Raw genomic sequence first — 23,734 nt, 5'->3', positions numbered from 1 at the left:
CATAAAGGTCCGCATCAGCGACGGCTTTTACCCCTAGGGGACGCCAAGCAATGCGTGAATCGAGGAAAGACGACGATCATGGACTCCAAGGCATCTTCCAACACGAACGGTTCGACCAAGCGCGGCATGCCCGACGCCGCGCAGAAATATCGGGCCTATCCGCAGGTGAATATTCCGGACCGTACCTGGCCGACCAAGGTGCTGACCAAGGCGCCGATCTGGTGCTCGGTCGACTTGCGCGACGGTAACCAGGCGCTGGTCGACCCGATGGGCCACGACCGCAAGGCCCGCATGTTCCATCTGTTGCTCGAGATGGGCTTCAAGGAAATCGAGATCGGCTTTCCCTCGGCGTCACAGACGGACTTCGATTTCGCCCGCTGGTGCGTGGAGCAGGGCAACGTACCTGATGACGTCTCGCTGCAGGTCCTGGTGCAGTGCCGCCCGGAACTGATCACGCGCACCTTCGAGGCTCTGGAAGGCGCCAACCAGCCGATCGTGCATTTCTACAATTCCACCAGTGAGTTGCAGCGCCGCGTTGTCTTCGCCAAGGACGTTCAGGGTATCAAGCAGATCGCGGTGGATGCGGCCAAGATGATCAGCGACATGGCGGCAAAGGCAGGCGGCGGCTACCGTTTCGAATATTCCCCGGAGAGCTTCACCGGCACCGAACTCGAAGTGGCGCTGGAAATCTGCAATTCCGTCATCGAGGTGATGAAGCCGACGCCAGACAACAAGCTGATCATCAACCTGCCCTCGACCGTCGAAATGGCGACCCCGAACATCTATGCCGACCAGATCGAATGGATGTGCCGCAACCTCGACAACCGCGAAAATCTGATCATCTCGCTGCATCCGCACAATGACCGCGGCACGGGTATCGCTGCGGCCGAACTGGCGCTGCTCGCCGGTGCCGATCGCGTCGAAGGCACGCTGTTCGGTAATGGCGAGCGCACCGGCAATGTCGACGTGGTGACGATGGCGCTGAACATGTTCACGCAGGGCGTCGATCCCGGGATCGATTGCTCCAATATCGAGCGTATCAAGGAAGTGTTCGAATATTCGAACCAGATGGCGATCGGCGAGCGCCACCCCTATGTCGGCGAACTGGTCTACACCGCTTTCTCGGGCTCGCATCAGGACGCGATCAACAAGGGCATGAAGGCGGCCAAGGTCGCCAACCATCCGGTCTGGGAAGTGCCATACCTGCCGATCGATCCGCAGGATGTCGGCCGCACCTATGAGGCGATCATCCGCATCAACTCGCAGTCCGGCAAGGGCGGCATCGCCTATATCCTGCAGCAGGATTACGGGTTGAACCTGCCGCGCAATCTGCAGGTGGAGTATCGCGAGGAGATCCAGCGCATCACCGACGAAGAGGGCAAGGAATTGCCATCGAAGCGCATCTACGAGCATTTCATCGATCGCTACGTGACGCAGCCGGGTGGGCGGATCAAGTTCGTCGATCATCACACCTATCCCGATACCGAGCGCAAGGGCCAGCGGATCGTTGCTGCCGAGATTATCGACAATGGTGAGCTCAAGCGGATCGAAGGTCGCGGCAACGGCCCGATCGACGGCTTCATCAATGCGCTCTCGATCTATCTCGGCATTCCGATGAGCGTTGAGGACTATTCGGAGCACTCGCTCCAGCATGGCTCGAACGCTGCGGCCATATCCTACGTCGAGACGTCCTATCCCGGCGGCAAGCTCTTCGGCGCCGGCATCAACACCAATATCGTCGCCGCCTCGCTCGAGGCGATCGTATCTGCCGCGAACCGGGTCATGGAAGCGAAGGCAAAGGGCTGAAATTCAGCCGGCACGAAATGAAGCGATGGAAAGGCAGCGGGATCAAATCCGCTGCCTTTTGCTTATCAGGCATCTGCATGATTGATCGCTGTGGTCATCCTCGGATGGGCGGAGCCGTCGGCGGCCCGTCAGATCTGGTTGGAAACCCGGTCGGCGATATCGTCCAACGTCGGATCGGAGGAGGGGCCGGCGACTGCATAGGCAACGCCGCTGCGATGCCAGGACACAACGCCGACATCGTCCTTGATGACCTCGTTGAATTCGTCGCTGGCCGTGGTGTCGTTGTCCTTGAGGAAATAAATCGCAATGATGTCGCCATCCCCGTTCGTATAGCTCAGCTGACCGACGGGTTTGCCGGCGGCGACGAGCAGGCGTGCTCCCTGGAAGGTGAGCCCGTCACTGGCGAGGTCGGGAACGGCGAATTTCACGCCGACGCTTTGGGTCAGCCAGCGGTTGATCTCATCTGCCTGTATCGCCGGCACTTCGGAAATATGCTGCGGCTGGTGGGAATAGATACGGTGCGACGCGGCGATCTCGTCCAGCCACGTATGGCTTGGAATCTGGGCGATCGGCGTCGGCGCGGGAGGGGCTGCCGGTTGAGAGCCAACGAAGTATCCGATCCCGCCACCGATGACGAACAGGATAAGCGAGGCGGCAAGCGCCTGACGTCCATTCGGAGCGAGCTTCAGTGGCGGCCTGGCCAGGCGCGGCGTTTCCCGCATCTTCGGCGGCTGCACGCTCTTGATCGCGCGTACGAGAGAGAGCGGAACGGGCTCTTTCAGAACTTCATCAAAGGCCTTGCGTCCAACATCCGAGCCATGCCGCAGCGTCTCATAAATCTGGCGGGCTTCCGGATCCGAGGCGATGAGATGCTCGAGTTCCTCTTTTTCCTCGCGGGTAGTCTCTCCGTCCATATAGGCGGATAGACGTGCCTCGATCGGCATTTTCCTGTTATCCTGCACGCTTAGAACTTTCGAGGAGAACGGCTGCGGCCCATGGTTGCGAGTTTCAGGCGGGCACTTGCAAGACGCGTTGCGACCGTCGACTGGGGTATGCCAAGGATTTCCGCCGCCTGCTTGTACGTATGTCCTTCCGCATCCACCAGAAGAAACACACTAGCAAGACCTTCGGGCAAAGATATGACGATCTGGTGCGATTCGCTGGCTTCGACCGGGTTCATCTGCGCCGCGAGTTCGCCATGCTCCAGCGCACCACCCTTGGCGGAGCCGCGGCGCATCTTATGACGGCGGGATTCGTCGATCCATTGATGGCGCGCAATCGTGTAGAGCCAGCTATCCAGTCTGATATCGCTGCTCCACTGGTGGATCTTTGCGATGCCGCGCTGACAGACATTCTGGACAAGCTCATCGGCGTCAGCGGTGTCGCCGGTCATGGTCACTGCAAAACGGCGCAGCTTCGGCAGAAGGCCGACCAGATCGCGCCTGATATCCATAGCTGCTACCGACGGACGCATTGTCTTTCCAGGGAAACGTTAGGGGTCATTCTGCAGTATGATCGGCATTGGATCTCCGCGCCTCGCGTCGATCCTTCCAGTGGAAAACAGGTCTCATGGAAAGGATCGAGCGAATAGCAGAAGATCGTTTCATATTGATATGAACCATTTCGGTGATGCTTCGCAAGTCCGTAAAATGGGTGGTTGTCTTTGTGTTTCGTTTGCTCACGCGAACTTTATAATGGGTAACGCAGCTGATCCGTTCAGTACTGTCGGTAGCCGTTCAGGGATTGCAGAAGCGAGCGATAGGCCCAGGTGTTTTCCCCGCCGCGATCGCGTATTTCGACGAGCTGAACGCGGGCTGCCTGTACGTCACCCTGTTCCAGAAGCGCCTGTCCCATATAGGAACGCGCGAGGATGTAGTTTTCATCCTGCTGAAGTGCCTTGTGGTAATAGTTCATGCCGACTTGCATTCGCCCGGCCTTGCGGTTGGAATAGCCGAGATAGTTGAGGATGCGCGGATCGTCCTGATTCTTGGCGAGCTTCAGCACATTGATCGCGTTCTGATATTGCCCCGCATAGGCGAACTCACGCGCTGCCTGGAAAAGCTGATCGTCGTTCAGGCTGCTCTTCTTGGCGTTGACGCATTCCTTCTTGTCCTTGTCCCAGACCTTGCCGTTCTTGCATTTGGTCGTGGTCTCGGTTTTCGGCGGAGGTGCTGTGTCATCGTTCTCGGTACCGGCGGCCCATGTTTCGGTTGAAAATGTGAGCAACAGACCTGCCGTAACTGCGGTGATCGCAAAGCCTTTTGAGAACATGCGCATGAGCTTTTTTCCTCCCAAGCCAAGATGCCAAAGTCTAGTCCCAGGCGATGGAAAACACCATGGAAACCGTGCGCCGACGCTCGCAAAAAGCACCTGCTTTTGAAACTAAGGCAGTCTTTCCCGCAGGAAAGGGGAAGTTCGATTTTTTGGACGCTATCTGCGCAGAATATCTGTGCTTTCGCCTGAAACCGCGTCGCCCATGGGATTGAGGCTGAAGCGTTCCGCCTGCAGATTCCAGGAGCCCGGTGCCCCCGAGATCGTGAAGAGATTATAGGCGGCCGGCGGCTTGTGGCTGCCCGGTCCCTGCGAGGCGGAAGCGATGCCGACCACGGGCACCGGCCCCGTCTGTCCCCGCAGCCAATGCAGCGTGTTGAGATGGGTGTGACCGTGCAGGACGAGTTCGGCGCCGCCGGTCGAGACCACGGCAGCAAAGCGGCGGATGCCGATCATGCGCTTGTAGAAGGAGGTCGCGCCACGGATCGGAGGATGATGGATCATGACGACGCGAAACAGGCCGGCCTCGCCGGCGGCGCGCAGCATATTGACGGTCTCGCGGGCCTGCCTCGGACTGAAGTAGCCACTGGCTGCAAAGGGTGGTGTTGCGACAGCCGTCGAGCAGCCGATCAGGGCGACGCGATCGCGGATGCGCAAGTACGGGAAGATGTGACCTTCCTCGCTCCATTCCGCAGGCGCGTGATCGCCGCGAACATAGGGATACCAGGCGCGCATCGATTTTTCGTAGGCGCCGGGCACATAAGCGTCATGATTGCCCGGCACAACGGAAGCGAAGGCCGGATCGCCCACCGTTGTCAGCCATTCGGCTGCCGTGCGGATTTCGATGCCGCTGGCGAGGTTGACCAGATCGCCTGTGACGGCAAGGTGGTCGACGTTTTTTGAGGCAATGTCTTGCAGAAGGACGTCGAGCGTGCTGCCAAAAAGGTGCTTGCGCCGGTTTCGGTGCCAGTTCACAAATCCGGTTATGCGCTTGGAAGCGAGTTCCCGAATCGAAAGCCGGGGGAGGGGTCCGAGATGGATATCGGAGATATGCGCGAGCTTGAACATGAAATGAGACATAGACCAGGCTACTGTCAAATCAAACACTTCAGCTGCAGCGCAGCAAAAGGTTTCGCCGGATTTCCTCCGGCATGCGGCGGAACGTCACGCAGGGGAGTGACATTTTGAACGAGCGGTCTTCACCGTCCATGCGCAGTTGGCGGGGCCGGATACTCGGCTACATGATCCATAGTTATTTTGCCGTTTCGCGCGGCATGACGATGGGCGTGCGCGCCGCCTGTTTCGATAGCGAAGGGCGGCTTTTCCTGGTGCGACATTCCTATCTTCCCGGCTGGCATATGCCGGGCGGCGGCGTCGAGCGGCGCGAGACCGTCGAGCAGGCTCTGATCAAAGAATTGCGCGAGGAGGGAAACCTCGTGATGACGGCGCGACCGCAGTTCTTCCATGTCTATTACAACAAGGCGGCGAGCAAACGCGACCATGTCCTGTTCTATCGTGTGACGGTCGAGCAGACCGCTCCACGGAAGCCCAATCTCGAGATTGTGGAATCCGGCTTCTTTCCTCTCGACGACCTGCCTCCCGAGACGACGGCCGCCACGCACCGCCGTCTGAGGGAGCTGGAGGGCAGCACGCCGCTCTCCGATTATTGGTGACCTCAGGCGGCAACCGCTAACGCGTTGCGACCGTGTGGCCGGTCGAAGTCCAGATCAGGGCCGACGGGGACGATGCCGGTCGGATTGATAGTCTTGTGGCTGCGGTAATAGTGTTCCTTGATATGAGCGAGGTTCACCGTTTCGGCCACTCCCGGCACCTGGTAGAGGTCCCTGAGATAGCCGGGCAGGTTCTTGTAATCGTCGATGCGGCGGATGTTGCACTTGAAATGGCCGACATAGACGGCGTCAAAGCGCACCAGCGTGGTGAACAGCCGCCAGTCGGCTTCGGTTATCGAGTCGCCGAAGAGGTAGCGGCTCTTGCCCAGGCGCTTGTCCAGCATATCCAGCGTTTCGAACAGCTTGGCCACGTTTTCACCATAGGCTTCCTGCGTGGTCGCAAAGCCCGCCTTGTAGACGCCGTTGTTGACGGTGTCGTAGACGACCGCATTCAGCGCATCGATCTCGGCCTGCAGGGGTTCGGGGTAGAAATCCTCCCTTGAGCCGGTGATGCCATTGAAGGCGCTGTTGAACATGCGGATGATTTCGGACGATTCGTTGTTGACGATCGTTTCGTTCTTCTTGTCCCAGAGCACGGGCACGGTGACGCGGCCGGAATAGCGCGGATCGGCCTTCACGTAGATTTCCCAGAGGGCCTTTGATCCGAAGAGATGGTCCACGGTCCCGCCGTCGCGGTTTTTGAACTCCCATCCGTTTTCCAGCATCAGGGGATCGACGATGGAGACGGAAATGATGTTCTCCAGCTTCTTCAGCTTGCGGAAGATGAGGGTGCGGTGCGCCCAGGGGCAGGCCAACGCCACATAGAGGTGATATCGTCCGGCCTCGGCCTTGAAGCCGCCCGTGCCGCTTGGGCCCGGAGCGCCGTCGGCCGTCACCCAGTTTCGGAACTGCGATGCAGCGCGCTTGAAATGGCCCTTTGATTCCTTTGTGTCGTACCAGACGTCATGCCAGACGCCGTCAACCAGCATGCCCATAATCTCGTCCTTTCGGTGAACCTGTGTGAAAAATACGATGGAATGGCGAAAATTCGAGATGGCAAAGATTGAACAGTGCGTCTGCACTCCAATCCGGATATTTTGCATTGGACGGGCAGCTTATTTCCTGCTATCGCGCTTTTCACAATTTGTTTGAGGTCCCGATTGATGAACGCAGCGAGAAGCCTGCGACGACGCTGATGCTCCCGAACGCCTGACGGCGTGTTCGAGATTCATCCCTTTTGTCTATCCGGTTTCTTACGTTCATGCACAAGCACGATCTGGTCTACCTCACTGAGGACGCGTCGCACGACGACGTCATCGAACTCATCAACGAAGAAGCATTTGGTCCCGGACGGTTTGTCCGTGCCGCTGCGCGGATCCGCGAGCAGGGGCCGCACGATCGCTCGCTCTCCTTCATCTGCGCCGATGATGGCGAGACGATCGCATCCGTCAGGATGACGCCGGTGCTGGCCGGCACGGTCAAAGGTCATCTGCTCGGGCCGCTCGCGGTTCGGCCTTCACACAAAAACAAGGGCATCGGCCGTGAGCTGGTCCGCATCGCCGTGGAGGCTGCGAGGCGCAAGGGGTCGGAGGCGGTGATCCTCGTCGGCGATCCGCCCTATTACGGGCCGCTCGGCTTCGAGAAGGTCGCCTATAACGCCTTGGCTTTCCCAGGCCCGGTCGATCCCGGCCGCGTGCTGGTCGTGCCGATTGCGGCAGATGTGCATGAGCGGCTGCACGGGACGATCGCCTGGCGCGAGCAAGCCGAGGAGGCTGTCCTCGAAGACGAGGAAATTCCAGCACTGGCCTATAGGGCTCGCGCCTGATCCTGAATGCTCAGCTTTCCGAAATCAGCCGCTTCTGCAGAAAGAAGCGGCTGCGGCCGATCGGGAATTCCGGAAGCTCTCCGAAGATCACATAGCCCTGCCGCTGATAGGCTCGCAACGCCTGCGGGCTGAACGTGTCGATCCACGCGCCGTGGCAGCCGCGTGTGATTGCTTCGGCTTCCGCCGTTTCCAGTAACCTCCCGGCCATGCCCTGGCCGCGAAATTCCGGCGGGACAAAGAGCCATTGGGTGAACAGCCAACCCCAGGCGGTATAGCCGGATAGTCCTCCAACCACTTTGCCTTCGGCATCGCGGATGAATACGGCAACCGATCGTCGGCCCGACGGGCCGACATCGTCGGCGTTGAAGCCGGTAAGGCGTTCGCTGATGACGGCCAGATCCTCCTGGGAGGGCTCGTCCGTCAGATCGAGGTGCGGTCCGCTGACGCTCATCGGCCCTCACGCCACCAGGTTGCGGCAAAGACGAAGAGGAGGGCGGCAAGGCCCGCGAAGCCGGCAAAGAGCGGCAACGTATTGATCCCCTTCAGCACCGTCTCGTCGGTCATGCGGATCGTGAGCCGCTGATCGTCGGGCGAGCGAACGGCGCCGCGCACCGGCAGGATCGGCGGTACGGTGACGCCGCCGCCGTTGCTCGCGACGCGGGTCACTAGCCCCTTGGTCTTGTCAGCCAAGGGCTTCAGTGTGTCCGTGGTCGAGATCATCGCCTTGAATTCCGGCGCATCGACGGCCCCGACATGGACCAGCGTCGTCAGATTGCCGTTGGCGATCTGGAAGAGGCCGATTTCATCCATGTGTTTCTCTGCACGATAGAGGCCGGGCTCCGACTGGGTGAGCGGCACGGTTTCCGTCCTACCGGAAGGGTACTTGATCGTGGCGTTGCCGGGATTGTCGCCCAGCGTCTGGCGGGTGATCTGCAGGTTGCGGCCGGATGCGGTCGCGGTCAGAGCTTCCTCCTCGAGCGCCGGCTCCTTCAGCAGCCAGTGTGCGATGCGGCGATAGAGCGAGACGTGCGGACCGCCGCCTTCGAAGCCGCGCGCCCAGAGCCAGCCCTGATCCGATAGAAGCATGGCAACGCGGCCCTGGCCGACGCGGTTCAACACCAGCAGCGGATGATTGTCCGCCCCGACCATTACGGTCTGGCCCTGCGGCGGCTCGACGTCGACGCTTCGGAACCAGCGGCCCCAATGCGGCGGCTCCTGATCGGCGCCATCAAGGCCTCGGGTGACCGGATGCTTCTTGCCTTCGTCGGAAAGGCGCGGATAGAAGGGCTTCTCGATCATCTGGCCGGTCGGCGCCGCAGGCAGCACCGAGGAGAGCGGCGTCAGCGCGATCGAGGATTCGCTCGCATGTTCGGGACCGGCCGCGACCAGCAGCGCACCGCCATTCTGCACGTACTGGGCGATGTAGTCGTAGTAGAGCATCGGCAGCACGTTGGCGCGATCCTGATAGCGGTCGAAGACGATCAGGTCGAAATCATTGATCTTGTCGACGAAGAGCTCGCGGGTCGGGAAGGCGATCAGCGACAGCTCATTGACGGGCGTGCCGTCCTGCTTGTCCGGCGGACGCAGGATGGTGAAATGGACGAGATCGATCGATGCGTCCGATTTCAGGAGGTTACGCCAGGCGCGCTCGCCGGAATGCGGCTCGCCCGAGATCAGCAGAACGCGCATGTTCTGGCGAATGCCTTCGATCAGCTGGACGGTCCGGTTGTTGGTCGATGTGACCTCGCCGGGCAGTTCGGGCACGCTGAATTCGAGGACATTGTTGCCGGCGCGCGGCACCTTGAAGCTCAGCGGGATTTCCTGGCCGGGCGTTGCCTGCAGCGTCGCGATCTCGTCGCCATTCATCCGCACCGTGACGGGCGCCGAGCCGCCGGGGCTCTTGCCGTCGTCGACGACGCGGAAGGTGAGCTGCTGGTCCTCGTTGACGATGCCGAAGCGAGGCGCGCGCACCACTTCGATGCGTCGGTCGAATTCGTCGGCACGGCCGGTAATCAGCCCATGGATCGGGGCATCGAAGCCGAGCGCCTGGTTGACGCCGGGAATATCGTGGATCTGGCCGTCGGTCAGGAAGATGGCGCCGCCGATGCGCGCGGGCGGAACGTCGGCGATGGCCGTATGGAGGGCGGCAAAGAGGCGCGTCGAGGGGGACTCGGCTTCCGCCGGATCCTTGGCGTCGACGAAACGCGGCTCGATGCGCGGGAATTGCGCAAGACGATCCTTCAGCGCCGCCAGCGCATCATTCGTCATCTTGATGCGCTCGGGCGTCTGTTGGCTCTGGCTGCGGTCGACGATGACGGGCACGATGGTCGAGAGCTGGTCGCGGTCCTCCTGCATGAAAACAGGATTGGCCAGCGCCGCCAGAAGGCAAAGCGCTGCCAAGGCGCGAATCCAGGCGCCGCGGATGCGCCGCCAGAAGGCGAAGGCTGCGATCAGCACCATCACGGCCGCAAGGACTGCCAGAAAGGACCAGGGGAGGAAGGGCGAAAAACCTAGCGTCATTACTGGCCCAATCGTTCCAGGATATCGTGGACGTGGACCTGATCCGATTTGTAGTTGCCGGTCAGCATATACATCATGATGTTGACCCCTGTTCGGAAGGCATATTCGCGCTGCGTCTCATCCTGGGGAACGGTTGGAAGCAGCGGGGAGCCATTCTCATCGACGGCCCATGCGCCGGCTAGGTCATTGCCCGTTATCATGATGGGCGTAACGCCATCCGACGATGCCACGGGCCGGTCGGGCTTGTTCTTGCTGTTGTCCTGGCTTTGCTCGATCCATAGCGGACTGCCGGTATAGCGGCCGGGAAAGCTGGACAGGAGATAGAAAGACTTGGTCAGCACGTGGTTCGACGGAACCGGCTCGAGCGGCGGTATGTCAAGATTGGCAAGGATTGCCTGCAGGCGCTGGCCGTTCGGGCTCGGTGCGCTGTTGTCGCCGAGCGAATTGAGCGCGTCGCGCGTATCGAAGAGGACGGTGCCGCCGCTGCGCATATAGGCATCGATGCGGTTGATCGCCTCGTTTGAGGGCATCGGCGCGGTCGCGGAAATCGGCCAGTAGATGATCGGGTAGAAGGAAAGCTCGTCCTTGTTTATGTCTATCCCGATCGGCGGGCCGGGCTCCAGCGTGGTCCGGTATGTCAGGAATTCGGTCAGGCCCTCGAGCCCTCGGTCGGAAATATGGTCGACATCGCTCTCGCCCGTGATGACATAGGCAAGATGCGTCTTGTCGAGCCGCGAATATATTGCTTCGTCACCCGGCTTGGAGTCGTCGGCTCGCATGTCTACGGGATGCAGGAACGCGGCTGCGGAAAATGCCAATCCGATGATTGCAGCCGCCTTAGCGACGCTGCCGGCTGTTTTGCGCATGCGCGGCAATGCGCCGTTCATCAGAAGCACGATCAGGCTATCGGCCAGAAGCAGCAGGAAGGCGATGAAGAAGAGTAGCGGCTTGGCAGACCAAGCCTCTCCGCCGATCAGTCCTTCCCGTATCACATTCACACCGGCAGCCGAGGCATCAAGCGGCTTGAGTTCAGCGCCCGGCGGCAGGATGTTGAGAGCCGTAAAGCCTTCTTCCGATCCGTAAAGGCCGGGAGGGTTGTCGAAGCTCGACAATAGCGGTCCCTTTTTCGCGGTTTCCAGCGGGCGGGCAGAGCCGGTTTCGCTGACCAATACGCCCTTGGCGTTGAGGAGCCGGAACGGCGGCAGCACTTCCGCGGCCTTCGCCGCGCTCGCCTGCGAGGTCACGCCGCCGGAGCGCGAGAGCTGTACGAGACGCCGCAGCATCTCGACGAAATCGCCTGATATCGGCAGGTCCGACCAGGTCGCTTCGGCGCTGACGTGGAAGAGGACGATGCGCCCCGTTCCCATTTCCTTTTCCGTCACCAGCGGCGTGCCGTCGGCAAGGCTTGCCCAGGTGCGCTCGGCAAGATCCGGGGTCGGCTCCGCCAGGACCTGACGTTTGACAAGCACATTGGTCGGCTTTGCCATTCCGGCGAAGGGGCCGAAAGAGGGGAAATCGGCGAGCGGTTGCGGCTGGGCCCAGGAGAGCGCGCCGCCAAAGGCGCGTTCGCCCTGGCGCAGCGTAACCGGCACGAGCGGATCATCGGCAGGCGCTGCGGCAAGGCGAGGCCCAGCGAACCGGATCAGCGTACCGCCATTCTCCAGCCAATGCTGGAGCGGCGCATAGCTTTCCTGCGGCAGACGGCCGATATCGGCCATGATGATCACGGAGGGATTGCCGGTCAGCAATTCATTTATGGACTTCGCCAGATCGGCGGCGTCAGGCTCGACGAGATCGGCATAGGGCTGCAGGGCGCGGTGGATGTAATAGAGCGGCGACAGCAACGGCTGGTATTCATCGGTTGCCTGCCCCGAAAGGAGAGCCACGCGGCGGCGCTTGAAGCCGTCGTCGAGCAGATGGACTGCGCCCACCGTCGCATGATTGTCGATGCTGATACGGGCGAAATCGTTGCGCATTTCGAAGGGAGCGGCGATCGAACCCGTCGAGACCGTCTGCCCGGCAGAGAAATTCAGGCTGCCGGCGGCAATGGCGCGTCCCTGGTTGTCCTGGGCACTAAGCGCCAGCCGCGTCGGGCTGCGGCCGTTCAACCGGGTAGCGGTGACGGTCATGTTGTCAGAAGCGTTTGCGGCGCCGGTTATGGCGACCGTGTCGCTGCCGTCGCCTTCGATCAGGCGCATCTCAGCCGGCTGCAGGGCGGCGAGCTGCGCTACGGCGTCATCCTTTTCCTCGGAGGCTATACCGTCCGTGAGGAAGGCGAGGGTGCCGGGGTGCGTACCGTTGAGTGCCGCCTTGACCGATTGTATCGCGCGATCGCGATCCGGAACCAGCGGCTTGGGGGCGGCGGCATGGAGCTTTTCACGCGCCGCAGTCGCAGTACCTGCGACCGCATCGTTAGTGGATTCCGCGGTGAACGCGATGACAACCGGCGTACTGTTTGCATCGGCATCGCCGATCAGCGCGTCGGCGGTTTGAACACGGCGCTCCCAATCCGGCGCGCTTGCCCAGCTGTTGTCGACCACGAGAACCAGCGGTCCGTTCGACGCCAGCGAATTGACGCGCGGATTGAAGACCGGATCGGCAATGGCGAGAATGACGACTGCCGCCAGCAGCATGCGCAGCAGCGTCAGCCACCAGGGGCTCTTCGACGGTGTCTCTTCCCGCTTGAGGACCGACGCGAGGATCTTCAGCGGCGGAAACACTTCCGGCTTCGGCATGGGTGGCGTCAGGCGCAGCAGCCACCAGATAACAGGCAGTACGACCAGCGCGCCGAGAATGGCCGGATAGGCAAAGGCGAAAGCGCTCATGATCGCCCTCCGTGCATCGCTCTGGCGGGCATGCCAGACAGATACATATGGACGGCGACAAGCGCTGACGATGCTAGATGATCGGTGCGATGGCTGACGAAGGTCCAGCCGAGGTGGCGAAGGGATTCGCCAAGGGCCTCGCGGCGGCCGAGATAGGCGCGCTGATATTCCTCACGCACGTTTTCGGCGCGTCCGGCGACCAGCTTGGTGCCCGTTTCCGGATCGGTGAATTCGGTTCTGCCGCTATAGGGGAAGACCTCTTCGGCGGGATCTGCGACTTCGACCACATGGCCCTGCAGGCCCCGGCGGGCAAGCGGGCCGAGCCGCGCCATGATGCTTTCGGCATCGTCGAGGAAATCGCCGATCAGGACGAGGTCGCTCCAGCCGCGGATCATGTTCGTCTCGGGCAATCCGCCCGTCAGGGGGGCATGCATAAGAGCTGCCGCCAGCCGCTCGGCGGCGTTGCGGGCAGAAATCGGCTCCATGACACCGGGGCAGCCGATGCGCTCGCCGGAGCGGGCGAGGATTTCGGCAAGCGCCAGCATCAGAACCAGCGCACGGCTTTCCTTGGAGACGCTGCCATAGGTCGATTTGTACATCATCGACGGCGACATGTCGGCCCACAGCCAGATCGTGTGGGCAGCTTCCCATTCGTGGTCGCGAATGTAGGTATGGTCGTCGCGGGCCGAGCGGCGCCAGTCGATGCGCGCCAGGCCTTCGCCTTCGGTATAGGGACGGAACTGCCAGAAATTCTCGCCGATACCGCGCTTGCGCCGGCCATGCCAGCCGGCAATGACGGTATTGGCGATACGCTTGGCCTCAACGAGGCAATCGGGCACGAGGGCGGCGCGGCTGCGAGCGCGAGCAAGGGCATCATTGCCAGGGGTCGGGCTGACGATCTGTCCGATGGATGCCACGCGCCGGTTTCTCCTTACGCCTTGGTCTGCTTGACAAGCCCCGCAATCACATCGCGTACCGACATGCCTTCCGCACGCGCGGCGAAGGTCAGCGCCATGCGGTGCTCGAGGATCGGCTCGGCGAGCGCATGGACATCGTCGATCGACGGTGCGAGCCGGCCCTCATAGAGCGCGCGAGCGCGCGTGCAAAGCATCATGGCCTGGCCGGCGCGCGGGCCTGGTCCCCAGGCTACATGCTTGTCGGTCGATGCGTTGCCCTGTCCCGGGCGCGCGGAGCGCACAAGCGACAAAATGGCTTCGACAACGCCGTCGCTGACCGGCATCTGCCGGATCAGCTTCTGGATTTGCAGCAGCCGGTCGGCATCGATGACAGCGCACGGCGTCGTTTCGTGCAAGCCTGTCGTCTCGAGCAGGATCTTGCGCTCGTCGGCGAGTTCCGGATAGCCGACATCCACCTGCAGCAGGAAACGGTCGAGCTGCGCTTCGGGCAGCGGATAGGTGCCTTCCTGCTCCAGCGGGTTTTGCGTCGCGAGCACGTGGAAGGGAGCGGGCAGATCGAAACGCTGGCCGGCGATGGTGACGTGGTATTCCTGCATGGACTGTAGCAGCGCCGACTGCGTGCGCGGCGACGCGCGGTTGATCTCGTCAGCCATCAATAGCTGCGTGAAGACCGGGCCCTTGACGAAACGGAAGGAGCGTCGGCCATTCTCATCCTGGTCCATGACCTCGGAGCCGAGGATATCCGACGGCATCAGGTCCGGGGTGAACTGGATACGGTTGGAGGAAATGCCGAGAACGTCGCCAAGCGTCGTCACGAGCTTGGTCTTGGCGAGGCCGGGTACCCCGACGAGGAGCGCATGGCCGCCAGCCAGCACCGCGAGCAACGTCTTTTCGACCACGCCTTCCTGACCGAAGATGACCTTCGACACTTCCTGGCGGATGGAGGCGATATCGCCTAAAGCCTGTTCAGCCGAAGCGATCATTGCCTGTTCGTCGAGGCCAGTCTCAGTCGAATTCATCATGCCCATGTGCATCTCCAGCATCTGGAAGGTGGTAACGGAGATTCGCAGTTCTTACACATTCGCCTCGCAACAGATAGAACTTATCCCCACGAAGATGGCTGACAAGCGGCGAGCGAATGACTATCTCGTGAGTTTAAATGGTTAAGGTCAAACCGGGACGGAAGAATGGCAGCCGAAGAAATCAGAGGGACGAGCGATGCCGCAGGCCTTGCCGCGCTGATTTCGCGTGCGGCCGGCGAGAGCGGTGATGGCAAGCGCGGTCTGCCCCCGGTGGAGCGTTGGAACCCGCCGTTCTGCGGCGATATCGACATGGAAATCCGCGCCGACGGCACCTGGTTCTACATGGGAACGCCGATCGGCCGCGCCCCGCTCGTCCGGCTTTTCTCGACCGTCCTGCGGAAGGACGAGGACGGCAAGACCTATCTCGTCACCCCTGTGGAAAAGGTCGGGATCAGGATTGTCGATGCGCCGTTCCTGGCGGTCGAGATGAGCAGAACCATGCGCGGCCAAGAGCAGATCCTGACGTTCCGCACCAATGTCGGCGACGTCGTCGAGGCGGGCGAGGAATATCCGATCCGCTTTGTCATTCATGGCGAAAACAAGGAGTTGAAGCCCTATCTGCACGTCCGTGGCCGCCTTGAGGCGCTGGTATCGCGGGCGGTGATGTATGACCTTATCGAGCTTGGCGAAACGCTTGAAATATCAGGGGTGGATATGTTCTGCGTCCGATCCGGCGGCGCCGTCTTTCCGGTCATGCCCGCGGCGGAACTGGATGCTCTGGCGTCATGAACGAATTACCCCTCTATTCTGCCGATGAATTTCGTCGTCGCGCGCTCAACCAGAATGGCAATCCGGTCGAGCTCTCATGGCGAGAGCATGGCGACCACCTGCTCAATCCGCTGACCATCGAGCATGTCGAGGGAATGAAGCTGCGTGATGCGGCGGTGCTCGTTCCCGTGGTCGATGACGGCGAGGAGGCCAAGGTCATCTTCACGCTGCGCACGTCGACGCTGCGCAAGCATTCCGGGCAGATCGCCTTTCCCGGCGGCGCTGTCGACCCGAGCGACGACTCGCCCGAAATGGCGGCGATGCGCGAGGCGCAGGAGGAGATCGGTCTTGCCGATATCTTCGTCGAGCCGGTGGCGCGCCTCCCGCATTATCTGGCGGCAACGGGGTTCCGCATCACGCCGGTGCTGTCGGTGGTCAAGCGCGGCTTCGATCTCGACCTCAATCCGACTGAGGTCGACGATGTCTTCGAGGTTCCGCTCTCTTTCCTGATGAATCCCGAGCACCACGTCCGCGACAGCATGAACTGGCAGGGCATGGAGCGGCATTTCTACCGGATGCCCTATGGTTCAAGGATGATCTGGGGCATTACTGCCGGTATCGTCCGCACTCTTTATGAAAGGCTTTATGCATGACCACGGTCGCGGCCGAGACTTGGTTCAACGATCCGGCATTGAAGCGCGTGCTGGCCCTTCTCAACGCCGATGGCGGCGAGGGGCGGGTGGTCGGCGGCGCCGTGCGCAACAGCCTGCTGGGACTGCCTGTCGCCGACGTCGATATTGCGACGACGCTGCTGCCGGAGGCGGTGACCGAGCGCGCCGTTGCCGCCGGCATCAAGGCCGTGCCAACAGGTATCGCCCACGGCACCGTAACTCTCGTCGTGGATGGCAGGCCGTTCGAAGTGACGACCCTCAGGCGTGACGTGGAAACCGACGGCCGCCATGCGCAAGTTTCCTTCAGCACGGATTGGCAGTTGGACGCCGAACGGCGGGACCTGACGATGAACGCGCTCTATGCTACCGCGGATGGGGAGGTGATCGACCTCGTCGGCGGATTGCCCGATATCGAGAAGCGCAATGTCCGCTTTATCGGCGAGGCGGCTCAGCGGATTGCGGAAGACCGCCTTCGTATCCTCCGCTTCTTCCGCTTCTTTGCCTATTATGGCAGCGGTCGCCCGGATGCCGACGGCTTGCGCGCCTGTGCTGCCGCCCGCTCGACGCTGAAGTCGCTTTCGGCGGAACGTGTATGGTCGGAAACGAAGAAGCTGCTCACAGCACCTGATCCCGGTCGCGCGCTGCTCTGGATGCGCCAGGTCGGCGCCCTGACTGAAATCCTGCCGGAAACGGAGAAATGGGGCATTGATGCCGTTCCGGGCCTCATCGCCACCGAACAGGCGCTCGGCTGGGTTCCCGATCCGCTGCTGAGGCTTGCGGCTATCGTTCCTCCTGATGCGGAACGGCTGGCGAAGCTAAGCGAAAGGCTGAGGCTTTCCAAGGCCGAAGCGGCCCAGTTGCAGGCTTGGGCCATGTCATCAGAGGTCAAGGATGATCTGTCGGAGGCTGCTTTCGACCGGCTGCTCTACCGGCAATCCGTCGAAGGCGTCATCATGCGCCTGAGGCTGGCGCTGGCGATTGCCAGAAGCAAGGCCGAGGGGGATTTCAACGAGATGGCCCGGTCGGCGAGGCTGAGCAATCTGCTGCAGCGCGCCATCAAATGGAAGAAGCCGTCATTTCCGGTCAACGGCGCCGACGCTCTCGCAGTGGGGATCGCGTCGGGGCCGCAGGTCGGCGCGGTGCTCGGCAAGCTTGAGCAGCAGTGGATCGACGCAAACTTCTCCATTGACCGGGCGACGCTGCTCGCCCGGCTGAAAGAGATGGCAAATTCCTGATGTCAGGCCGCGTTCGCCTCGTTGCGGATGCGGGCCTTGATGTTGTCGACCATGTTTTCGCGAATAATGGTTTCGCCATGGGCGGTTCTCATGTGTTCCACGGCACGTCTGACGACTTCAGCATCGTTGTCGGCGCGGGTGTGCCAGTCGCATCCGGGAACGAGAGTGCCACATTCGAACAGTCGCATAGCTGTCTCCTTACGTTTGATTTAGGCATGCAAAGGCCTCGTGCATATCGATCTCATATGCACGAGGTCTGACGGTGAAACGCAGAGCGTCGAGAAAAGTTCAGCGCCTGATCTGCCTCCTCCGGCAACCAGGCGTCCAACATCTCATATCGTTATTCGGGCATCGCCCAGGCTCGGAAGCAATCCGACGTTTCGTAGGTCGGCATTGGCATCGGCTTCTTGCTTTGATTGGCGGCTATCCGCAGCACTTCAGCTCGGGATTTTCCGGCGAGCTGCATTTTCACCTGCTCGATGAAGCAGGAGAGCGGCAGATCGGAACCGCTCTTTTCCTTCAGATCTTCGGCAAGACGTTTTAGGAATTCCGGCGTCTCAATTGTTCGCGAAACGTCATCCGTATCCGCGGCACTACTTTCCTTAGACATAACAATCTCCTCCAGACTGTAACGTACTAATGATAACGTAGTATGTTTACGGAATTATTGTAGCCCGTTCGCCATGATTTAATATTAGGGCCACCGGACGACCGGGGGCAGCGAAGACAGGATCGACTCGACGTTTCCGCCCGTCTTTAATCCGAAAATGGTACCGCGGTCGTAGAGCAGGTTGAACTCCACATACCGGCCGCGGCGGATCAATTGCTCGTCGCGATCCTCCTCGGTCCATGGTTGATTGAAGTTGGAGCGCACGATCTTCGGATAGACCATCGAAAATGCCCGGCCGACGTCGCGGGTGAAGGCGAAATCGGCATCCCAGCCGCCGGCCTCTTCCGCCGAATGCAGCCAGTCGTAGAAGATGCCGCCGACACCGCGGGCCTCGTTGCGATGCTTGAGGTAGAAATACTCGTCGCACCAAGTCTTGTAGCGCTCGTAATCGGCGACCGGATGCCGGTTGCAGGCGATCTGCATCGAACGATGGAAGAGCTGGGTGTCAACATCCTCCTGGGTGCGGCGACGGACGAGGACCGGCGTCAGGTCGGCGCCGCCGCCGAACCAGCGGCTTGTCGTGACGACCATGCGCGTATTCATGTGCACGGTCGGGACATTGGGATTGACCGGATGGGCAATCAGCGAGATGCCCGATGCCCAGAAGCGAGGATCCTCGCTTGCGCCGGGGATTTGGCTGCGGAAATCGGCGGAAAATTCGCCGAAGACTGTCGAGGTGTGGACGCCGACCTTTTCAAAGACGCGTCCTTCCATGATCGACATGCGACCGCCGCCGCCTTCACCATTATCCCGTTGCCAGTCCTTGGCGACGAAACGGCCAGGCTCCTGGTCGGCGAGCGGGCCGGTAAGCTCGTTTTCCAGCGCCTCGAATTGGGCGCAGATCGTATCGCGCAGCTCTTCGAACCAGGCACGCGCAGCTACCTTCTTGTCTTCAATGTCGGCGGGGAGTCCCGTCGGGATTTGCGGGCGTTCCATTCATGCTCTCCGGCAGGTCGCCGTTCCCGGCGACTCGTATGACTTCGATTTCCGCTTCTACTTAGCAGCAAGGCCGGGTTGCGGCCAGCATGAGCGGTCACAGCCGATCCGAGATTCGACTCGCAAATTGCCGCAGGCAATATTATCTTTTTGGGGCACAGGCGAGGCTTTATGACGAAAATTCCAGGACCGCCGCCCCTTGATGGGTTGAAGCGCAGAATTGCCCGTCACCGGCAGGAGAAGACCGCCGGGGGCAGGGGCGAGTTCGTTCGCGAGACCTACTGCCTCAGCCGTCCCGAGGCTCGCGCCAAGGCGCGCGAGTGGTTCGATGCGTTTCCGAAAGCTGCCTATTGGACCGAAGTCGAAAGCTGGCGGCAGGTCGAGGGTGACCGTATCGAATTCACCATGCGCCGCCTGCCTTCGGCCGATTGAGTTTTCGGTCGGGTCAACCCATCGGCCTCTCGCAATTGACCATCCACGACACGCCATAGCGGTCGACGAACATGCCGAAGCGTGACGACCAAAAGGTCTCGCCGATCGGCATCGTCACTGTCCCGCCTTCCGACAATGCGGCGAATATCCGCTCGGCTTCTTCCTCGTCGCTCACCTGAACCGCGACGGAAAAGCCGTCGTTCTTTCCCGTCTCTCCGCGGTTGTCTGATCCCATCAGCACGGCGTTGTCGGTAACAAGGCGTGCATGCATGATCTTGTCATGCCAGTCGGGCGGAACGTGATTGGCAACCTCGGGGTGGCTGTAATCCACCATGGCGACGATCTCGCCGCCCAGGCATTGATGATAGAATTCGAAAGCCTGTCGGCAATCGCCGTTAAAGGCCAGGCAGGGTACAAGCTGCATGATGTTTCGCTCCTTTCACCATATGGTTCCAGGAGGTGCTATCATGGAAATGTGAAGGGGGTAGGAAGGCAGCGGCTCATGCGTTGCGCAGGCGGCTCTCAATCAGCAGCCCGCTCTCGTCGAGGATCGGGTGGGCGACCGAGATGATATGGGCGTTGATGCGCTTCAGGTCTCTCAGCATGTCGAGATGAAGCGAGCTGGTCTGCAGGCTGTCGACGCGGCCGTCGCGAAGGCGTTCCAGATGGCGTTCGGAGGATTCCTTCTCCATCCGCCGCACGTTGACCTTCACTTCCATGAGCTGGCGGGCAAGGCCGAAGTCGCGAGTGACCAGGATTGTCTGGGCCACGCGCAGATTGTCGATGGTCAGGTCGAAAAGGCTCTGCAGCTCCTTGTAGCCGTCGTCGGAGAATGCCAGGCCATTGGCAATCTTCTTGCGGACCTGCTCGCACAGGCCCTTCTCGATGATGTCGCCGATGTGCTCGAGGTTGATCGCATAGTCGATGATGACGATCGAGCGGCGTCCGGTTTCCTCGTCGAGCCCAGTCCTTCCGAGCTTTGAGAGATAGAGCTTCACCTCCTGTTGCAGCTGATCGACACGCCGCTCGAGCGGAGCGATTTCGCTCAGCGGGGCCATGTCGTCGCGGTTGAAGGCATTCTCCGTGCGAATGAGCATCCGCTCGATCAGGTCGCCCACTGCCAGGACCTCGCGGGTCGCATTGGCCAGAGCCATGGTCGGGGTGCCGAGGGCGTCATCGTCCAGAAATTTGGGTCCGTCGTCTTTCGCCGGATCGTCCCGCACAAGCCGCGTCATCAGCCGCGACAACATGGGGGAGAAAGGCCAGGCGAGCAGAGCGAGGGCGATATTGAAGAGAAGATGGGCGTCGACCGGCAGTTTGGAGGGCGGCGTCGGCAGCAGCTGCAGGAGATCGCCGAGCGGGCCTGCGAGCGGCATGGCGATCAGGCAACCGATGGCGCGGACGATCAGGTTGCCGAGCGTCACCCGGCGGGCGGTCGCTGGACCGCGCAGCGTTGCCAGGACCGGCGGTATGGCGCCGCCGAGATTGGCGCCAAGAACGAGAACGACGGTCAAACCGGGCGACAGGATGCCGGCAGATGCGAGCGACAGAATGAGGACGACGACGGCAAGGCTCGAGGACGAGACGAACGCAAGCGTTGCCGAAAAGATCAACGCCACTGGCAATGCGCCGTCGAGCAGGCCAATGAAGGCGGCCAGCGCGGGCGACTGGCGCATCGGCTCCGTTGCAAGGCTCAGCAATTGCAGCGACAGCAGCATCAGCCCGACGCCGATCAGCGCAAGACCCATGCCCTGCTGGCTGCTCGAGGCACGGCGATAGAGACCTATGCCGATGAGGATGATCAGCGGCGACAGCCATTCGATGCCTGTTGCCACGATCCATGCCGTGACGGCGGTGCCGACATTGGCGCCGAGGAGGACGATCTGCGCCATTTTCGGCTGCATCAGCTCGCGCTCGACGAAGGAGGCGACCATCAGCGCGGTTGCCGTCGAACTCTGCAGGGCGATCGTCGCGATGAAACCGGAAAAGAACGAGCGGATGCCGCCCTTGGTGCCGCGTGCGAGGCCCGTCCGAAGCTTCGCTCCGAAGGCGCGCGATACACCATCTTTAACCTGAGCCGGGCCGAACAGCAGAAGCGCCACGGCACCGAACAGATTAATCATGACGACGGTCGATTGCATCTAAAGTCTTTTTATTCTTTCTCATGCCGTCGGACGGATTGATTCAGAAGATTGGCGCAAGTTGCTGAAAAGGCATGTTTTTCAGCATTGAAAGGCGCATGGCTCCTAGGGCCGGATTCAGTTGCCGGCTAATGTTAATATGAGCTAAAGCGCCGGCTTTTCAACACCGGGTGCGACATATTCCGGCGGAGTCCGGCCAATGCGCGGGTTCTGCGATCAATGCGGCTTGGAGTATTCCGGTGGCTGCTCTCTGGCGGCTGCCTCTTGAGCTGCGACACTGACAATTGCCTCTTTTGAAGGAGGTTTCTTGGCCGATCTACTGCCCGTCTTGCGGGCAGGTGGGGCCGGGGCAATATCCGGAGCGGCCGCGACATGCGGGTCGGACGCAGCAGGGCTTTCTTCAACCCTTGTCGCCGTTTGCAAAATCTCCCGCAGCGTGTCGGTCACCGGCATATGATTTGGAAGGTCGGTATTGGTGTGGTGGCCGGCATTGGATATGTACCGATCCGCAGGGATGAAGGAGCGGGAGTTGATCTCGCCGAACCAGTCCCAGGCTCCCATGACATCGACGACATCGGTGAAGACTGGCGGCATGGCGATGCGGGAGCCGAAGGTGACGATCTTGATGTGCCGCGCCAGCAGGTCCGCGCGGCCGGCATCGCTTTTGACGAGGTCGTGCAGGGCGGCCGACAGCACGAGATTGCCCTTGGAATGGCCGACGAGAAGATTGAACGACAGGCGGGCATCGCCGAGCAGGGCGCGCACCGTTCTGGTGTCCAAGCAGGCGCGTGACGGATGCTCGGTCTCGGTCTTTTCAGCGGCACCGAATTTCGGCCTGCCCGCAAGATCGTCCAGCGCTTCGAAAGTCGGGCGCAGGCCGCGGAGATGACCGAAGAAAAAGTGGCCGCCGAATGCTTCCGTTACGATATCGGCAAGGCCGTAGCCTGACACAACGACAGCGGCCGGGGCATTTGCTGCGTCCGCCACGTTGCGGGCGAAGGCAGCGGCACCGAGCGCCGATCCGCCGATGCCTGCTATAGCCAATGCGTGGACGTCACGTCCGCCGCGCAGCACGAATTCCTCAAAGGTGTCGCAAAGGGTCAGGGAGCCCTGTCCGGTCGGCGGCACGATCATGATCGAACCCTGCGCAGCAAGGGAATCGCTGATGTAGAAGGCTTCCTCCGGCGTGATCACCTTCACGTCGTAGAACAGGGCATCCAAAGCCGTGTTGCGCTGGCGTAGTGCTTCCAGCGCCAGATTTCTCGATGGCGTCCGCTGCAGCCTTTCGGGAAGGCTGAGGCTGCGCGCGAATTGAGCCATGGTAAGGGTGAATGCTGTCTGAAACATGGGTGACCTCGCCAAGGTTGCCGAAAGTTAGAGCATTCCTGGGGCAAGCTTCGCATAAACTGCATAGGATGCCAACGGCAATCCGGGCGCAGACCGGGACCTGCGGCGATTACGCCCAGCCTGTCTGGCGCAGTGCCTCGCCCGCAATCATGGCAGCAGACATGGCGACGTTGATGGAGCGCTGGCCTTCCATCATGGGGATCAGAATGCGGCCGTCGGCCTTGTCATGCACATGGTCCGGCACGCCGGCGCTTTCCCGTCCGAAGAGCAGGATGTCGTCGCTCTTGAAGGAAAAATCGGTATAGCGCTCGGCTGCCTTGGTGGAGGCAAGGATCAGGCGACGCCCGGTTTCTGCCCGCCATTCCTCGAAGCGATCCCAGTTCACATGCCGCGTCAGCGTGACAGCCGCGAGATAGTCCATGCCGGCGCGCTTCAGGTTTCGGTCGGAAATATCGAAGCCTGCAGGTTCTATGATGTCGACGGCAAGGCCGAGGCAGGCGGCGAGACGCAGGATCGTGCCGGTGTTGCCGGGAATGTCGGGCTGGTAAAGGGCGATTTGCAGGAGGCTCATCATGTCCGTCTAGACGATATCGGACGCCAATCTCAACCGCGATCTGCTGTCGGACCCGGCAAAATTGATAGCTCCCATCAGAAAAAGTGCACATTCCGTGGGCGTTT

General features: G+C 61.2%; 24 protein-coding genes. 7 read left to right on the top strand and 17 right to left on the bottom strand.

What is annotated here, in order from left to right; all coding sequences use genetic code 11:
• Positions 1 to 78 precede the first annotated feature (78 nt).
• On the top strand, positions 79 to 1,806 hold the full coding sequence (gene leuA / locus DTW90_RS02270) for a 2-isopropylmalate synthase (RefSeq protein WP_149336213.1): 1,728 nt from the start codon (positions 79 to 81) through the stop codon (positions 1,804 to 1,806).
• A gap of 128 nt (positions 1,807 to 1,934) precedes the next feature.
• Here leuA and DTW90_RS02265 read toward each other — a convergent pair whose 3' ends face one another.
• From DTW90_RS02265 to DTW90_RS02250, 4 genes are all read right to left on the bottom strand, one after another.
• A complete protein-coding gene (locus DTW90_RS02265) occupies positions 1,935 to 2,750 on the bottom strand; it encodes an anti-sigma factor (RefSeq protein ID WP_149336212.1) in 816 nt (271 codons plus the stop codon).
• Positions 2,751 to 2,770: 20 nt separating this feature from the next.
• Positions 2,771 to 3,280 carry an RNA polymerase sigma factor gene (locus DTW90_RS02260; protein ID WP_149336211.1) on the bottom strand — a complete coding sequence of 170 codons (510 nt, stop codon included), beginning with the start codon at positions 3,278 to 3,280 and terminating at the stop codon, positions 2,771 to 2,773.
• Between the two features lie 242 nt (positions 3,281 to 3,522).
• A complete protein-coding gene (locus DTW90_RS02255; RefSeq protein WP_246664899.1) occupies positions 3,523 to 4,077 on the bottom strand; it encodes a tetratricopeptide repeat protein in 555 nt (184 codons plus the stop codon).
• Between the two features lie 159 nt (positions 4,078 to 4,236).
• Positions 4,237 to 5,175 (bottom strand): metallophosphoesterase, encoded by a 939-nt coding sequence (locus DTW90_RS02250; RefSeq protein WP_132519299.1) that lies wholly within the window; start codon positions 5,173 to 5,175, stop codon positions 4,237 to 4,239.
• A 143-nt stretch (positions 5,176 to 5,318) separates the two neighbouring features.
• Between DTW90_RS02250 and DTW90_RS02245 the strand changes: the two genes are divergently transcribed.
• The gene (locus tag DTW90_RS02245) at positions 5,319 to 5,750 is read left to right on the top strand and encodes an NUDIX domain-containing protein (protein WP_245512609.1); all 432 of its coding nucleotides are present in this window, start codon (positions 5,319 to 5,321) and stop codon (positions 5,748 to 5,750) included.
• 2 nt (positions 5,751 to 5,752) lie between these two features.
• Here the strand turns inward: DTW90_RS02245 and DTW90_RS02240 are convergent, their stop codons facing one another.
• Entirely contained in the window at positions 5,753 to 6,742 is a 990-nt protein-coding gene (locus tag DTW90_RS02240) for a glutathione S-transferase family protein (protein ID WP_149336209.1), read from the bottom strand.
• Between the two features lie 266 nt (positions 6,743 to 7,008).
• On the opposite strand from DTW90_RS02240, the gene DTW90_RS02235 reads away from it, so the two are divergent.
• The gene (locus DTW90_RS02235; protein ID WP_132519305.1) at positions 7,009 to 7,572 is read left to right on the top strand and encodes an N-acetyltransferase; all 564 of its coding nucleotides are present in this window, start codon (positions 7,009 to 7,011) and stop codon (positions 7,570 to 7,572) included.
• A gap of 10 nt (positions 7,573 to 7,582) precedes the next feature.
• Here DTW90_RS02235 and DTW90_RS02230 read toward each other — a convergent pair whose 3' ends face one another.
• From DTW90_RS02230 to DTW90_RS02210, 5 genes are read right to left on the bottom strand one after another with little or no spacing between them, the layout of a single operon-like run.
• Complete coding sequence (locus DTW90_RS02230) at positions 7,583 to 8,023, bottom strand: GNAT family N-acetyltransferase (protein WP_132519308.1); 441 nt, start codon at positions 8,021 to 8,023, stop codon at positions 7,583 to 7,585.
• Complete coding sequence (locus DTW90_RS02225) at positions 8,020 to 10,092, bottom strand: hypothetical protein (RefSeq protein WP_149336208.1); 2,073 nt, start codon at positions 10,090 to 10,092, stop codon at positions 8,020 to 8,022. The genes DTW90_RS02230 and DTW90_RS02225 overlap by 4 nt, the downstream gene beginning before the upstream one ends.
• Positions 10,092 to 12,917, bottom strand: coding sequence for a DUF4159 domain-containing protein (locus DTW90_RS02220; protein WP_149336207.1), 2,826 nt, complete (start codon positions 12,915 to 12,917; stop codon positions 10,092 to 10,094). Before DTW90_RS02220 ends, DTW90_RS02225 begins: the two co-directional genes overlap by 1 nt.
• A complete protein-coding gene (locus tag DTW90_RS02215) occupies positions 12,914 to 13,834 on the bottom strand; it encodes a DUF58 domain-containing protein (RefSeq protein ID WP_132519317.1) in 921 nt (306 codons plus the stop codon). The genes DTW90_RS02220 and DTW90_RS02215 overlap by 4 nt, the downstream gene beginning before the upstream one ends.
• A gap of 14 nt (positions 13,835 to 13,848) precedes the next feature.
• On the bottom strand, positions 13,849 to 14,862 hold the full coding sequence (locus tag DTW90_RS02210; RefSeq protein ID WP_149336206.1) for a MoxR family ATPase: 1,014 nt from the start codon (positions 14,860 to 14,862) through the stop codon (positions 13,849 to 13,851).
• Positions 14,863 to 15,021: 159 nt separating this feature from the next.
• Here DTW90_RS02210 and DTW90_RS02205 point away from each other — a divergent pair, with 159 nt between their 5' ends.
• The 3 genes from DTW90_RS02205 to DTW90_RS02195 are packed head-to-tail and all read left to right on the top strand — an operon-like array spanning position 15,022 to position 17,530.
• A complete protein-coding gene (locus DTW90_RS02205) occupies positions 15,022 to 15,645 on the top strand; it encodes a DUF1285 domain-containing protein (protein ID WP_132519323.1) in 624 nt (207 codons plus the stop codon).
• On the top strand, positions 15,642 to 16,277 hold the full coding sequence (locus DTW90_RS02200; protein ID WP_149336205.1) for a CoA pyrophosphatase: 636 nt from the start codon (positions 15,642 to 15,644) through the stop codon (positions 16,275 to 16,277). Before DTW90_RS02205 ends, DTW90_RS02200 begins: the two co-directional genes overlap by 4 nt.
• Positions 16,274 to 17,530 (top strand): CCA tRNA nucleotidyltransferase, encoded by a 1,257-nt coding sequence (locus DTW90_RS02195; RefSeq protein WP_132519329.1) that lies wholly within the window; start codon positions 16,274 to 16,276, stop codon positions 17,528 to 17,530. The genes DTW90_RS02200 and DTW90_RS02195 overlap by 4 nt, the downstream gene beginning before the upstream one ends.
• Positions 17,531 to 17,532: 2 nt before the next feature.
• Here the strand turns inward: DTW90_RS02195 and DTW90_RS02190 are convergent, their stop codons facing one another.
• The 3 genes from DTW90_RS02190 to hemF all read right to left on the bottom strand — a co-directional run bounded on the left by DTW90_RS02190 (position 17,533) and on the right by hemF (position 19,136).
• The gene (locus tag DTW90_RS02190; RefSeq protein ID WP_132519332.1) at positions 17,533 to 17,718 is read right to left on the bottom strand and encodes a DUF1059 domain-containing protein; all 186 of its coding nucleotides are present in this window, start codon (positions 17,716 to 17,718) and stop codon (positions 17,533 to 17,535) included.
• A 152-nt stretch (positions 17,719 to 17,870) separates the two neighbouring features.
• A complete protein-coding gene (locus DTW90_RS02185) occupies positions 17,871 to 18,140 on the bottom strand; it encodes a hypothetical protein (protein WP_149336204.1) in 270 nt (89 codons plus the stop codon).
• Positions 18,141 to 18,224: 84 nt separating this feature from the next.
• Positions 18,225 to 19,136, bottom strand: a complete 912-nt coding sequence (hemF, locus tag DTW90_RS02180) for an oxygen-dependent coproporphyrinogen oxidase (protein WP_132519338.1) — start codon at positions 19,134 to 19,136, stop codon at positions 18,225 to 18,227.
• 171 nt (positions 19,137 to 19,307) lie between these two features.
• Here hemF and DTW90_RS02175 point away from each other — a divergent pair, with 171 nt between their 5' ends.
• A complete protein-coding gene (locus tag DTW90_RS02175) occupies positions 19,308 to 19,568 on the top strand; it encodes a hypothetical protein (RefSeq protein ID WP_132519341.1) in 261 nt (86 codons plus the stop codon).
• 13 nt (positions 19,569 to 19,581) lie between these two features.
• Here DTW90_RS02175 and DTW90_RS02170 read toward each other — a convergent pair whose 3' ends face one another.
• From DTW90_RS02170 to DTW90_RS02155, 4 genes are all read right to left on the bottom strand, one after another.
• Positions 19,582 to 19,992: a VOC family protein gene (locus DTW90_RS02170; RefSeq protein ID WP_149336203.1), complete on the bottom strand. Its 411-nt coding sequence runs from the start codon at positions 19,990 to 19,992 to the stop codon at positions 19,582 to 19,584.
• A gap of 76 nt (positions 19,993 to 20,068) precedes the next feature.
• Positions 20,069 to 21,709, bottom strand: coding sequence for a Na/Pi cotransporter family protein (locus DTW90_RS02165; RefSeq protein ID WP_149336202.1), 1,641 nt, complete (start codon positions 21,707 to 21,709; stop codon positions 20,069 to 20,071).
• 216 nt (positions 21,710 to 21,925) lie between these two features.
• Positions 21,926 to 23,056, bottom strand: coding sequence for a hypothetical protein (locus tag DTW90_RS02160; RefSeq protein ID WP_246664872.1), 1,131 nt, complete (start codon positions 23,054 to 23,056; stop codon positions 21,926 to 21,928).
• 109 nt (positions 23,057 to 23,165) lie between these two features.
• Complete coding sequence (locus DTW90_RS02155; RefSeq protein ID WP_132519350.1) at positions 23,166 to 23,627, bottom strand: tRNA (cytidine(34)-2'-O)-methyltransferase; 462 nt, start codon at positions 23,625 to 23,627, stop codon at positions 23,166 to 23,168.
• Between the last annotated feature and the right edge of the window lie 107 nt (positions 23,628 to 23,734).

It is taken from the genome of Neorhizobium sp. P12A (genome assembly GCF_008365395.1).
Lineage (GTDB): Bacteria > Pseudomonadota > Alphaproteobacteria > Rhizobiales > Rhizobiaceae > Rhizobium.
Note: the sequence above shows the minus strand (reverse complement) of the source record. Positions and strands in the feature narration are given on the sequence as shown.